Here is a 13115-nt window from a genome sequence, read left to right as displayed (position 1 = left end):
CGTCGGCTCACCGCCGCGTCGTCTTCGTCGAGCGGTGCCCGGGCACGCTGCCCGAGGCGAGCGCCTGGGCGTAGGTGTCCGGGTTGTAGAGCGGGAGCTCGCCGGTGGCGTCCGTCGTCTCCATATAGTCGAGCATCAGTTCCTGGCCGTCCTTCGACATGACTCTGGTGAAGAACTCGGCGCGTTCGACATGGAGTCCGTCCTCCAGGGGCATCGAGCCGCCGAAGTACACCGACCTCTTGGCCGCCGCGACCGACCCCTTCGACCGCTGGCCGAAGTGCTCCGCGAGTTCGATCGCCTGCGCGACCACCTTGTTCTGCGAAACGACCTTGTCGACCGCCCCATTGGCGAGCGCCTCCGCAGGCGTGAACGGCTTGCCTTCGAGGATCGCGGCCAAGGACCGATGGGTGCCGATCAGGCGGGTCAGCCGCTGGGTGCCGCCTCCACCCGGGATGATGCCGAGCAGGATTTCCGGCTGGCCGATGAAGAAGTCCCCGTCGGCCATGACCCGCAGATCGCATGCCCAGGCGAACTCCGCGCCGAGGCCGAGAGCTGAGCCGTTGAGGGCGGCGACGAAGAGGACACCGCTGGCGTTCATCCGGAGGAAGGTCGTGTGCAGACGCTCCAGCTGGAGGGCCCCGCGCATCGGGGTCCTGCGCATCACGGGCCCGAGGAGACGGGACCGGTCCACGTGCTTGGCCATGCGTACGACGGCGGCGGCACCGCGCCGGCCGACCGTCGGGCTCGCGGCGCCCTCTTCCTGCAGCCACCGGACCGCGGCATGGCTGACGAACCGCTCGGGATGTGCCCCGGTGAAGACGACGGCACGGATACTCGGATCGCGGTCGACCCGGTTCACCAGCTTGTCCAGCTGATGGGCGATATCGAGGCCGAACAACTGGTGCGGGCCGCCGTCGACCCGGACGACAAGGACGGCTCCGCGGTCCTCGATCTCCAGATGACCCTTGTCTTTGTATGGCATGGATTCTGCTCCCGTGCTGAGTTCATGGGGGAGTGCAAAGCGAGTGAGGGAGGGGCTACCGGCGCCAGGAATCTGGGACAGTGCGTGAAAGCCCGTCCGGGGAGGCGCGCCCGTGTCCGAAACGGCACGTCACTCGAGATGTGTACTATTGCCGTGACGAGTTAGATAACCAAGTTATTTTAAGAGTGTCAATGGTGGAGGCGCGAGAGGCATGGCAGGGCGGCCGAGGCTCGATGACGCACCGGAGCGGCTTGTGCGAGCCGCTGTCGGCCTGCTGGCCGAACAGGGGCCGTCGGCCATCAAGGCGCGTACGGTGGCGTCCGCGAGCGGGCTGTCGACGATGGTCGTCTACGGCCACTTCGGTGGGATCCCCGAACTGATGCGCGCTGTCGCCGACCATGGCTTCAGGGAGCTCGGCGCGGCGTTCGCCCAGGTGCCGGTGACGGATGATCCGATCGCGGATCTCTTCGCCATGGCTTTGACCTGCCGCCGAGTGGCCCACGAGAACCCTCACCTGTACGACTTGATGTTCGGCCTGTCCACTCGTGCGACGTACCGGCCGCTGTCGGACGCGGACCTTCGCTTCAGCGGACATTCGCCGGCCTTCCGGGATGCCCACGTCCATATCACCGCGGCATGTCAACGGCTCGTGGACTCGGGCAGGGCCGAGCGGCAGGAACCTGAAGTCATAGCCGCCCAGTTGTGGAGTCTGGTCCACGGGTACATCACCCTTGAGCTGGCCGAGCACTTCGGCGAGTTCGAGGACCCCGTGGTGCAGGTGATGCTGCCCATGGGCGTGAACTTCTCTGTCGGTTTGGGCGACGAGCGGGAACGGGCCGAAGCCTCGCACGAGGCGGGCGCGCGCCTTTACGACTCGATCGTTCAAGGTCGGTGAAAGTCGGTAGGGCAGGTCGCTGTCCCGCGCGGGACTACCCATGTGCGGCTAGGGCGACTTGGTCTCCGCGGCAGAGGTACCGGTGCCCGGCGTGAGCTGGTCATGCCTCCCCAGCGCCGTGACCTCCCGTTCGAGGGACGGAACGGCACGGGCCGCGAAGCGCCTCGCCCATGGCCAGGCCAGTGGCGAATTCAGCGCTGCCTTGGCCCAGTTGGCCACGACGACCGCGCGCGGGACGTACACGCGGCTGCGGCGGCGCACGAGCCCGTCGACGATCGCGGCGGCCGCCCGGTCGGCACTCGTGGTGACATTGCCCGGGTAGGGAAGCCGGTTGCGCAGGCCCTGGAACGAGGGGAGGTCCACCTCGGCGCCCCGGACGAGATCCGTGTCGATCCAGGAGGGGTGCACCAGGCCGACCGTGACGCCGAGGTGCGCCACCTCCTGGCGATAGGTCAGGGCGAGCAGCTCGGCCGCGGCCTTGCTGGCGCCATAGGAGGCCATCGCCGCCAGCGGCATGAAGGACAGCGCGGACGCCACAACCAGCACGTGTCCCCGGCTGCGCTCCAGATGGGGCGTCACGTACTTGAGGGTCCGGAAGACACCGTTCAGATTGATGTCCAGGATCCGCTCGAACGACGCCTCGTCCGTCTGTCGCACGGTCCCGTACGCCACGACGCCGGCATTGGCGACGACGAGATCGATGCCGCCCATGACCCCCGCAGCCTCGTCGATCGCTGACCGCAGGACGGTGCCGTCGCGCACATCGGCCTCACGCCAGGAAGCGGCGGGGCCCAGATCGCGGGCGAGGTCACGGAGCCGATCGGGCTCCAGTCCGATCAAGGTCACCTGAGCGCCTCGGGCGATGGCCAGGCGGGCCACCTTCTCGCCGATGCCGCGCGCCGCTCCGGTGACAACCAGCTTTCTGCCCAGCAAGTCACGTTTCATGGCGGCAACATAACTTCGTTATTTAATGAGCGCAAGATGTCGCGTGTATGAACTGTCGCCGCTCCACCTGCTGGGTCTCACGACTGGACGAACCTATGCTGACTGTCATGAGGCGGACATCCTTTGCGCACTGGCCCTGTTCGATCGCGCGCACCATGGACTTGCTCGGGGACTGGTGGACGCCGTTGGTGCTGCGTGAGGCGTTCTACGGGATCCGGCGCTTCGACGCGTTCCAGGTGTCACTGGGGATCGCGCGCAACACATTGACGGACCGGTTGCGCCGGCTGGTGGACGAGGGGCTGCTGGAGAAACGGCCGTACCAAACGGAGCCGGTTCGGTACGACTACGTGCTCACGGAGAAGGGGCGCGACTTCTACGGTGTGCTGCTGGTGATGAACCGGTGGGGGGACCGCTGGCTGTCCGGTGAAGAGGGCCCGCCGGTAGTCATGCATCACGAGGTCTGCGGACAGGAAGCCCATGCCGAGGTGGTGTGTTCTTCCTGCGGCGAGCAGATGACCGCGGAGAACACCAGTCCTCGGATGGGCCCCGGCTATCCGCCACATCTGGCCGAACGGCCGGATGTGCGGGAGCGCTTCGTCGGCTGACTCAGCGGCTCTGCCGGGGCTGCGTTTGCCCTTGACATGTGAGTCTATCTACGCAACTTTACTGGTCACGTCTGGTCATGGGAGTTCTCGGATCGGCATGGAGGCTGCAGGAACATGGAGTGGACAGGCGCGCGCTATGCGGACAAGCCGACGGTGGAGGTCCGCACCTGGATCGCTGCTCCGCCCGAACAGGTGTGGACGCTCGTGTCCGACATCGAGCTGATGCCGCGTATGAGCTCCGAGCTGCAGTACGTCGAATGGCTGGACGGCAGGACCGCCCCTGCTCTGGGAGCCCGGTTCATCGGCCGGAGCAAGCACGAGGCACTCGGGGAGTGGACCACCACATCCCACATCGTCGAGTACGAGCCGCCGAGGCTGCTTGCCTGGGGCGTCGAGAACCCGCAGAACCCAACGGCGATCTGGCGGTTCACGTTGGAGCCGCAGGGCGGTGGCACTCTGCTGAGCGAATGGATGCAGATGGGGCCGGCCCGTTCGGGCCTCTCCTTCGCCATCGATCGCATGCCGGAGAAGGAGCAGAAGATCGTCTTCGTGCGCATGCGGGAGTTCGAGGCCAACATGACCATCACCCTCGAAGAGATCAAGAAGCTGGCCGAGAGGGCCCAGCCCGCGGGCGAGGCGAGGCTCTGATGCGTACCTCCACCACGATCGAAGCTTCCGGGAGCGACTGGCGGGAGATCGTCGCCTATGTCACCGAGGCGGAGAAGCTCGGTCTCGACATCTGCTGGGTGGCGGAGGTGTGGGGCTCCGAGGCTCCCTCGCCGTTGGGCTACCTCGCGGCGAAGACCGAGCGCATGCTCCTCGGATCCGGAATCATCCAACTCGGCACCCGCACGCCGATGGCCATCGCCCGCGCCGCGATCACACTGTCGCAGATCTCCCAGGGGCGCTTCCTTCTCGGACTGGGTCCCTCCGGGCCGCAGGTGATCGAGGGGCTGCACGGCGTGCCCTTCGCCCGGCCGCTGGTGCGGATGCGGGAGACCGTCGAGATCGTGCGGGAGGCCGCCGCGGGCGGCAAAGTCTCCTACTCAGGACAGGAGTTCCAGATTCCACTGCCGGGCGCGGAGGCGAAGCCCATGCGTCTGTCGATGCGTGCCGAGCATGACATTCCGGTCTACCTCGCCACTCTCTCGCCGAAGATGCTGCACCTGACCGGTGAGATCGCCGATGGGTGGCTGGGCACCAGTTTCGTGCCCGAGGGCGCCAAGGAGGCGTACTTCGACCACCTGGACCAGGGCCTGGCCACCGCCGGTCGCGCCCGTGCCGACCTCGACATCTGCCAAGGTGCCGAGGTCGCCTTCGCGGACGACGAGGACGCGCTGAGCGCGATGGTGGCCGGACGCAAGAAGGAACTGGCCTTCAGCCTCGGCGGCATGGGTTCCGCGACCACGAACTTCTACAACAACGCCTACAGCCGCCAGGGTTGGGCCGAGGTGGCGGCCGAAGTCCGGACACGTTGGCAGGCTGGGGACCGGGACGGCGCGGCCGGCTTGGTCACCGACGAAATGGTCCTGGCGACCACTCTGATCGGAACCGAGGCCATGGTGCGCCAACGGCTGCGTGTGTGGCGCGACGCCGGTGTGGACACCGTACGTTTTTATCCGGCCGGAGAGACCCTCGACGCTCGGCTCACCACTCTCGGCCGGGCCATCGACCTGGTCCGTGACATCGAGGACGAGGCGGCACGGTAGCGGCACGGCCGGGTGCAGTCGAGGAGTGCTGTTGCAGGCGTTGGTCGACGTCAACCGTGCGCGCTGACGCCGTCCGCCGCCAGGCCCGACATCAGCAGGGTGATCGTGTGGAACGTCCTGGCCAGGGCGTCCTCCCGGTCCGCCGCGGCGGCGATGATCTGGTTGCCCTCGCACAGGACGGCCAACAGCAGCCGGGCGACGGTGGCGACCGGAACGTCCGGTTCCACGTCACCGCGTTCGGTCAGGACAGTCAATAGCCGTTCGATCGGCGGCTGAGCCACCGTGTCGTTGATGTGCCGGTACTGCTCCACCAGCACCGAGGGCGCCTGGGCCATCAGCTCTCGATGCAGGGGATCGTCGATGGTCCGCCGCAAGAAGGCGTGCGTGAGGTTCGACACGGCGGTCAAGGCAGGCTCGCCCGGTGTCGCACGGATCGCCTCGGACGCCGCGTCGGCGAGCGCTCCGACCCGCTGGAGCAGCTCCGTGTAGAGCTCGGCGAACATCGCCTTCTTGTCCGAGAAGTGGTGGTAGAAGGTGCCCTTGCTCACTTGCGCCGCCGCGGTGATGGCCTCGACCGACGTGTCCGCGAACCCGTTGTCGACGAAGAGTTTGCGCGCGGCCGCCACCAGGTCCGCCCGGGTCTGCTCCGCATATAGCTGTCGTCGGTTTGGCCCTCTCATGTTGACCATCGTATATTCAATGACCTGAAGTCAATGAATGACTCGTGGTCGGTCAGTGGTCGTCGTGACAGTGCCCTCCGGAAGGCAGACGTAGCCGTGGAAAAGCGCAGAATCTTGTTGCTGGGCGCGACGGGGTACACGGGGCGGCGAGTTCTCAGGGAACTGCTCGCTCGAGGTGAGAAGCCGACCTTGGTCGGGCGAAGCCGAACGAAGATGCTGACCCTGGCCGACCGCTTCGAGGCGGAACTGCCGGTGGCAGAAGTGGACCTCACCTCTTCCGCCCACCTCACGCGCCTTCTGGGCCCCAGCGATGTGGTCGTCTCCACAGTCGGGCCGTTCATGCAGCTGGGCATGGCCACGGTCACGGCTGCCGCGCGGGCGGGAGCGCGCTACTTCGACTCCACGGGGGAGGGCCCCTTCGCCCGCCGGGTCCTCCTTGAGCTGGACTCCGTCGCGGCCGCCCGGGGAGCGACTCTCGTGCCCGCGTTCGGCTACGACTACGTGCCCGGCAATCTCGCCGGCGCCCTGGCCCTGGAACAGGCGGGCGAGCGCGCATGCCATGTCGAGATCGGCTACTTCATCACCCGTTCGGGGCGCGGAAGTGAGCTGCATTACCGGAGCACCCTGCGCGACTCCTGGGACCTGACCACGGGTGGCACGCGCCAGACGCTGGTCGCCGCGGCGGCCGAGGACGGGTTCGCCTACCGCTCTCCACGCCCTGGAGCCTCTTCCCGACTGGTCGACGAGCGGGCCGCCAAGCGTGTCCTCACCTTCCGCTACGCCGGTGTGCGACGCCCGGCCATGACCGTCCCGGGCACGGAGCATCTCGGCCTGCCTGAGGTCTTCCCTCAGTTGGAGAGCGTCGAGGTGGGGATGGGCTGGCTCGGGCGGTGGACGCGTCCGGTACAGATCGCCGCCATGCTCCAGGCGCCCTTGCTGAGGTCGGCGAAGGTGCGGGCTGCTCTGGCGCGGTGGTCCGGGCGGCTCCCGGGAGCACATCATGAGCCGGACGCCGACGGCCGTTCCCTGGTGATCGCAGTCGCCCGCGACGGCCACGGTCGTCCCCTGGCCACGACGGCCCTCACCGGACCCGATCCCTACGAGATGACGGGCTCCCTCCTGGCGTGGGGCGCAGTCCATGCGGCGGCACCGGATGCCGTCCTCAAGCCCGGTGTGCACGGTCCGGTCGCGGCCTTCGGGCTCGACACCCTCAGGCTCGGTGCCGCCGAGGCGGGAGTACACGAAGTCGACGGGGCGTTGGCCCGTCGGTGATCGCTGCGCGGGCATGCATCACGGCATCGGGGCGTTGAACCACCGCGACTGAGTTGTTGAACAGGTTGTGCGATCGGGAGCGAGTCGGCCACTGACGTGGAGTCGACCGTCCCAGTGGAAAGGAAAGGTCCATGGACGAGCAGGGTGAGCACTTCGACGTCGTCGTACTCGGCGCGGGCCCAGGTGGGTACGTGGCCGCCATCAGGGCCGCCCAACTGGGCAAGCGCGTAGCGGTCGTCGAGGAGAGGTACTGGGGCGGCGTCTGCCTGAACGTGGGCTGCATCCCCACCAAGGCCCTGCTGCGCAACGCCGAACTGGCGCACGTCTTCACGCGCGAGGCGAAGACCTTCGGCATCAAGGTCGACGGTGAGGTCTCCTTCGACTACGGGGAGGCCTTCCGCCGTAGTCGGAAGGTCGCGGACGGCCGGGTCAAGGGCGTCCACTACCTGATGAAGAAGAACAAGATCACGGAAGTCGGTGGCCGCGGTACGTTCCTCGACCCGCACACGCTTCTGGTCGCCGACCACGACGGCAACTCCCGCACCATAGGCTTCGACCACTGCATCATCGCCACGGGCGCCACCCCGAAGCTGCTACCCGGCACCAAGCGCAGCACGCGCGTGGTGACGTACGAGGAGCAGATCCTCGCGGAGGACCTCCCGCAGTCGATCGTCATCGCGGGTGCCGGCGCCATCGGCATCGAGTTCGCGTACGTCCTGCACAACTACGGTGTGCAGGTCACGATCGTGGAGTTCCTGGACCGAGTCGCTCCCCTCGAGGACGCCGAGGTTTCCGCCGTACTCGCCAAGCAGTACCGAAAGTTGGGCATCGACGTACTCACCTCGACCCGTGTCGAGTCGATCGATGAGTCCGGGCAGCAGGTCCGCGTCACGGTCACCGGAAAGGACGGTGCCCGCCAGGTCCTGGAGGCGGACAAGGTCCTCCAGGCGATCGGCTTCGCCCCGAACGTGACCGGGTACGGCCTGGAGAACACCGGCGTCAAGGTCACGGAGCGCGGCGCCATCGATGTGGACGAGCGCTGCCGTACGTCCGTTCCGCACATCTACGCCATCGGTGACGTCACCGCGAAGCTCATGCTCGCGCACGCCGCTGAGGCGATGGGAGTGGTCGCCGCTGAGACGCTCTCAGGCGCGGAGACCATGGAGCTGGACTACGACATGATCCCGCGCACCACCTTCTGCCAGCCGCAGATCGCCAGCTTCGGCTACACCGAGGAACAGGCGAGGGAGCAGGGTTTCGACGTCCAGGTGGCCCAGTTCCCGTTCACCGCGAACGCCAAGGCTCATGGCCTGGGTGATGCGACCGGCTTCGTGAAGCTCATCAGTGACGCCAAGTACGGCGAGCTCATAGGCGCTCACCTCATCGGCCCGGACGTCACCGAGCTGCTCCCCGAACTGACGCTGGCCCAGCAGTGGGACCTCACCGTCCATGAGGTCGCCCGCAACGTCCACGCCCACCCCACCCTCGGCGAGGCGGTCAAGGAAGCCGTCCACGGCCTCGCGGGCCACATGATCAACATGTAGCAGGCGCTGCCCTCTCGAAACGCGACGTGAGTATGGGCTGGGTGGTCTGCCGCGTTACCGACCTGTGCGCGAGGCAGTTCCGTGGCGTCAGAGGATCCTGTGGCATCAAAGGACGACCTCGTCGCCAACGTCGCCAACGTCGTCGCGGAGGAGCTACGCACGCAGGCGGCGAGGTACGGCACTCTGCGGCCCGGCTGCCCGGCCGCCCGGGACTCGAGGATCTCGTTCGCGACTATCTGTCGCCCGAGCACCGGGACCAGCGCGGCGTCGGATGTCCCTCCGCCGCCCTGCTCGACGACATCGACCGCTGCGCGGACGCGACCAAGCAGGCCTGGGTCGCTGCAACTGTCCCGCGCCGCCTTCGACTCGAAGCTCGCCGTTGAGGTCCTCGAGAAGGGCATCGAGAACGCCCTCGCGTTAATGTGCTGAGCAGTGCGGAATCAGGCCGGATCGACGAATATGTCGAGCGCGAGATCACCCTCGAAGCCGGCAGGGCTGTAGACGGACAGGTCGGTGACGCCCTCGTCCGACAGGACCTCGTCGTCGATGAACAGGTTGCCGGTGCACTTCCGCGCGTCACGCGTGACGACGGCGTACGCGGCGTCGGCCATGATCTGTGGGCTGCGGGCCTGCCCGGCGCCACCGACCACATTGCGTACAGCAGCTGTGTCGATCAGGGTTCGCGGCCACAACGAGTTGGCGGCGATACCGTCGGCGGCGAGCTCCTCCGCGAGCCCGATGGTGCACAGACTCATGCCGTACTTCGACAGCGTGTAACCGAGATGCTTCCCCACCCAGTACGGCGCGAGGTTCAACGGCGGGGAGAGCGTGAGGACATGCGGATTCTCCGCCTCGCGCAGGTGCGGGATAGCGGCCTTGCTCAGCAGGAACGTGCCACGCGTGTTGATGTCCTGCATCAGGTCGTACCGCTTCATCTCCAGCTGCTCCGACGACGACAGGCCGATCGCGCTGGCGTTGTTCACCACGATGTCGATGCCGCCGAAGGCACTGACCGCCGCGTTGACAGCGGTGCGCACATCGACCTCGTTTCGGACGTCACCGACGACGGCCAGCCCCTTGCCGCCCGCCCGCTCAACCTCATCGACAGCGGTGTGCACCGTGCCTTCCAGCTTCGGGTGCGGCACCGCGGTCTTGGCGAGCATCACCACGTTCGCCCCGTCGCGGGCCGCGCGCAGGGCGATGGCGAGTCCGATGCCGCGGCTGCCTCCCGACATCAGGATGGTCTTGTCGGCCAGCGTCTGTGTCATGGTCGAACCTCCAAAAATGGATTGCCGAGCTAATGGTACGTGATGCTAATGATATCTTCCCCGTATGACTTCCACTCCCATACGCCAGATCGACCGGCTCTACCGCGAGCTCCTCGCCCCTAAAGAGACACAGTCCGTTCGCGCTGCCGTGCGCCGGATCGCAGAGCACGAAGTGGCTCCGCACGCCGTGGCGATCGCGGGGGGCGACGAGCGCACGGACGGCTTCCCCCGGCATGTGTTTGACGGGCTTGCGTCGGCGGGGGTCTTCCGGATCCCCTTCCCCGGCGAGGTCGGCGGCGACGGTCTGACCCACCCGGCGACCGCCACCGCCGCGGCCATCGAGGAGCTGGCCTACTACTCCAGCAGCGTCGCGGCCGTCTTCGATGTGCACTGCATCCTGGCGGGCAACGCCCTGCGGCAGGGCACCGAGGAGCAGCAGCAGCGATGGCTGCGAAAGGTCGCGGAGGGCTCAGTGGTCGGCGCGTTCGCCACAACCGAGCCGAACGCCTCAAGTGACCTGTCCCCGCAGGCGGTTCAGACCGAGGCGATACGCACCGAGGCCGGCTGGGTGCTGAACGGCCACAAGCGGTGGATCTCCAACTCGCCCGTCGCCGGGTTCGTGGTGGTTCTCGCCCGCACCGGCACCCGGCTGAGCATGTTCATCGTCGACACGGCACTTCCCGGAGTGGAAGTCGGCCTTCCCGACCGCAAGATGGGCAACCGCGGCCAGCTCACCGCGGACATCCGCTTCACGGATGTGCGCCTGACCGACGACGACCTCCTCGGTGGCGCCGAGGGACACGGACTGCGCCATGCGCTGTCCACTCTGACCTACGGCCGGATCGGCATCGCGGCTGCCGGGGTCGGCATGGCGCAGGCCGCCTTCGACCACACCGTGGCCCACCTGTCGACGCGACACGCCTTCGGCAAGCCGGTGGCCGCCAACCAGCACTGGCAGTTCCTGCTCGCCGAACGGGCCACCGAGATCGAGAACGCCCGCACCCTCTACACCAAGGCCGCCCTGCGCCTGGACACCGGCAACCCGTCCCCGGAACCTGAGGCCGCGATGGCGAAGCACTACGCCACCAAGCTGTCCGTGGACATGGCACGCGACGCCGTCCAGACCTTCGGAGGCCTCGGCTTCGCGCGCGAACTGGGCGCCGACGGCACTCCCGGTCCCGTCGAGGCCATCTACCGGGACAGCAAGATCGGCGAGATCTACGAGGGCACCAACGAGATCCAGAAGTGGGTCATAGCCCGGCAGATCTTCGGCCGGACCATCGTCGGCTGACGCCCCCGCTCACGCCCTGCCCCACGCCCGTCTTCCGCGCATGGAGATCCCTGCCATGGTCCAGCCGCCCCGGGCTCTCTCGTACGATGGGCCGAGACTATACGTATGGCTAACCATGGGTGGGATAAATGATGTCCGAGGCTCCGCTGGTACCGGGGACAGTGGCCGAACACACCATCTGCCTTCTGGTGAAGCTCGGACAGGTGGCGTTCAAGATCGCCGAGGACGGTATCGCTGGGACTGGTCTGCGGGTGCGGCACTACAGCGTCCTGCAGGCCCTGGCGGACAACGGGGCGATGCCGCAGCTGGCACTCGGCTCGTTCCTGCGAATCGATCCGGCGACGATGGTGACGAGTCTTGACGACCTGGAGCGGGCAGGATTTGCCCAGCGGACACGCGATCCACAGGACCGGCGCCGGTATGCCGTCGATATCACTGACGGCGGGCGCAAGGTCCTGGCCGATCTCAACCGCGCGCTCGTGGATCTCGACAGCGAAATTCTCGCAGACCTGGGCACCACGGAACGGCACTCGCTTCACGTCCTGCTGGGCAGCCTCGCGGGGAGTCCCGCTCTGACCTGTCTGTTCGACACCGTCCGGGAGCAGACCGGTGCTAAACGGGCATAGGCGGTAGAAGGTCGCCCCAGGTTGGAGTGGTATACCCCGGTCCTGGCGGAGTCGGGTTGCCGGAACGCTGATCATTGCAGCCGGCCGTCGAGAAGTCCTGCGCGCCCAGATCGAGCACTTCACCGCCGCAGGCAGAGAATATTTGGACCCCGCCGTCATCCAGTGATCGGTTCCCCACGGCTCCACCCAGAGGCAGCCGAACTGCGAAGCCGCGTCTTCAATCGGACCGCACATCGTTCCGAGAGACCGAGCAGCCTTCAGGAATTCCGAACGTCCATCATCGAGCTCCGCACCTCCAGAACGAGATGGAGTCTGCTGGCCAGGGGCGCAGGGTCTCATCGAGGCATAGGGGAACTCACGGGATGTCGCACACTGGGCGCAGAGGCACAGCAGATGGGCCGGGCTGAAGGTAGGCTTGGTGGTCGGTTGTCAGGGACGCTTGCGAGTAGCTGGTCCCTCAGCTCAATCGGCCCCCTCGTTCAGCGCTTGGGCGAAGCATCGGCGTATTCGCTGACGCGCTGAAGGATGCGGAGTCTGGCGCCTCTGCGGTTGCTGGGGGTCTGCAACTGTCCGATGGCGGAGACCAAGGGCTTGGTACTTTGCCTCGCTCTGCGAAGTGCTTCGATCGATGGGCTGTGCAGATGGTCGCCCTGGTTGACGCGAGCCCACACGAGCGCGGTTACCGCAGCCCGGGTCAAGGGGGACTCCACGTTGGCAAGGCGGACCAGGCCTTCCGTGAGCGCAGCAAGGTCCTTGACAGGGATCTGCCAGGTACGCAGCGCTCGACGACGCGCAGCGAAATTCACGTGCAGTGGATCAGCGTCCAATTCCTGCGCGACTGTCTCGACCGCCGTGTCGAGCAGTGGCCAGAGACCTGTGGGTGCCGGAAAGTATGTCACCCAGGTTGACCTGCTGGTTCGAGTTTGCCAGAGCTCGGGTGGCTGCAGGCTGTTCTGGGGCAACATCCGGGGCGTGGTGATACGGCTGATCTACCTGCTCGCCTGTCAGACGTTCCGATGGCTTGTCCTCCTGGCCCTGAAGGGTGTCTTTATTGGCGTACCGTGGTTGACCTGGGGCTTTGCAATCGCCCGTGTATGGGCATGATCAGTGATCGTGGGTCTGCGACTGCTTTACCTGGTCTTGTGTCGGCTACTGGGTTGCCTCCTCGTGCTGGGCCGCTCGACCGCCGCGAACAACGCCGAGATCCTTGCCCTTCGTCATGAGGTCGCTGTGCTTCGTCGGCAGGTCCAGCGGCCGCGGCTCTCATGGGCTGACCGTGCTGTGCTCTCTGCTCTCGC

Annotated in this window: 12 protein-coding genes and 1 pseudogene; 9 read left to right on the top strand and 4 right to left on the bottom strand. The window is 66.8% G+C overall.

Features of this window, described 5'->3' with window-relative positions; translation table 11 throughout:
* Nucleotides 1-7 precede the first annotated feature (7 nt).
* Nucleotides 8-982: an enoyl-CoA hydratase/isomerase family protein gene (locus HYQ63_RS07720; RefSeq protein ID WP_179933158.1), complete on the bottom strand. Its 975-nt coding sequence runs from the start codon at nt 980-982 to the stop codon at nt 8-10.
* A 211-nt stretch (nt 983-1193) separates the two neighbouring features.
* On the opposite strand from HYQ63_RS07720, the gene HYQ63_RS07715 reads away from it, so the two are divergent.
* Nucleotides 1194-1877, top strand: coding sequence for a TetR/AcrR family transcriptional regulator (locus tag HYQ63_RS07715; RefSeq protein WP_123103897.1), 684 nt, complete (start codon nt 1194-1196; stop codon nt 1875-1877).
* 48 nt (nt 1878-1925) lie between these two features.
* On the opposite strand, the gene HYQ63_RS07710 is transcribed toward HYQ63_RS07715, so the two are convergent.
* Nucleotides 1926-2822: an SDR family oxidoreductase gene (locus tag HYQ63_RS07710; protein ID WP_179933157.1), complete on the bottom strand. Its 897-nt coding sequence runs from the start codon at nt 2820-2822 to the stop codon at nt 1926-1928.
* Nucleotides 2823-2929: 107 nt separating this feature from the next.
* Between HYQ63_RS07710 and HYQ63_RS07705 the strand changes: the two genes are divergently transcribed.
* The 3 genes from HYQ63_RS07705 to HYQ63_RS07695 all read left to right on the top strand — a co-directional run bounded on the left by HYQ63_RS07705 (nt 2930) and on the right by HYQ63_RS07695 (nt 5136).
* Nucleotides 2930-3427, top strand: coding sequence for a helix-turn-helix domain-containing protein (locus HYQ63_RS07705; protein ID WP_123107151.1), 498 nt, complete (start codon nt 2930-2932; stop codon nt 3425-3427).
* A gap of 114 nt (nt 3428-3541) precedes the next feature.
* Nucleotides 3542-4075, top strand: coding sequence for an SRPBCC family protein (locus HYQ63_RS07700; protein WP_123107143.1), 534 nt, complete (start codon nt 3542-3544; stop codon nt 4073-4075).
* Nucleotides 4075-5136 (top strand): LLM class flavin-dependent oxidoreductase, encoded by a 1062-nt coding sequence (locus tag HYQ63_RS07695; RefSeq protein ID WP_179933156.1) that lies wholly within the window; start codon nt 4075-4077, stop codon nt 5134-5136. Before HYQ63_RS07700 ends, HYQ63_RS07695 begins: the two co-directional genes overlap by 1 nt.
* A 50-nt stretch (nt 5137-5186) precedes the next feature.
* Here the strand turns inward: HYQ63_RS07695 and HYQ63_RS07690 are convergent, their stop codons facing one another.
* Complete coding sequence (locus tag HYQ63_RS07690) at nt 5187-5816, bottom strand: TetR/AcrR family transcriptional regulator (RefSeq protein ID WP_179933155.1); 630 nt, start codon at nt 5814-5816, stop codon at nt 5187-5189.
* Nucleotides 5817-5849: 33 nt separating this feature from the next.
* Here HYQ63_RS07690 and HYQ63_RS07685 point away from each other — a divergent pair, with 33 nt between their 5' ends.
* From HYQ63_RS07685 to HYQ63_RS07675, 3 genes and pseudogenes are all read left to right on the top strand, one after another.
* Nucleotides 5850-7088 carry a saccharopine dehydrogenase NADP-binding domain-containing protein gene (locus HYQ63_RS07685; RefSeq protein ID WP_179933154.1) on the top strand — a complete coding sequence of 413 codons (1239 nt, stop codon included), beginning with the start codon at nt 5850-5852 and terminating at the stop codon, nt 7086-7088.
* Between the two features lie 131 nt (nt 7089-7219).
* Entirely contained in the window at nt 7220-8632 is a 1413-nt protein-coding gene (lpdA, locus tag HYQ63_RS07680; protein ID WP_179933153.1) for a dihydrolipoyl dehydrogenase, read from the top strand.
* Nucleotides 8633-8734: 102 nt separating this feature from the next.
* A pseudogene (locus tag HYQ63_RS07675) lies at nt 8735-9061 on the top strand (TetR/AcrR family transcriptional regulator); the annotation flags it as partial.
* An 11-nt stretch (nt 9062-9072) separates the two neighbouring features.
* Here the strand turns inward: HYQ63_RS07675 and HYQ63_RS07670 are convergent.
* The gene (locus HYQ63_RS07670) at nt 9073-9900 is read right to left on the bottom strand and encodes an NAD(P)-dependent oxidoreductase (RefSeq protein ID WP_179933152.1); all 828 of its coding nucleotides are present in this window, start codon (nt 9898-9900) and stop codon (nt 9073-9075) included.
* A gap of 64 nt (nt 9901-9964) precedes the next feature.
* Between HYQ63_RS07670 and HYQ63_RS07665 the strand changes: the two genes are divergently transcribed.
* Complete coding sequence (locus HYQ63_RS07665) at nt 9965-11191, top strand: acyl-CoA dehydrogenase family protein (RefSeq protein WP_179933151.1); 1227 nt, start codon at nt 9965-9967, stop codon at nt 11189-11191.
* 161 nt (nt 11192-11352) lie between these two features.
* The gene (locus HYQ63_RS07660) at nt 11353-11817 is read left to right on the top strand and encodes a MarR family winged helix-turn-helix transcriptional regulator (RefSeq protein WP_179933150.1); all 465 of its coding nucleotides are present in this window, start codon (nt 11353-11355) and stop codon (nt 11815-11817) included.
* Nucleotides 11818-13115: the final 1298 nt, after the last annotated feature.

It is taken from the genome of Streptomyces sp. Rer75 (assembly GCF_013414305.1).
In the GTDB taxonomy this organism is placed as follows: Bacteria; Actinomycetota; Actinomycetes; order Streptomycetales; family Streptomycetaceae; genus Streptomyces; species Streptomyces himastatinicus.
This window is presented reverse-complemented; position numbering and strand designations above follow the sequence as displayed.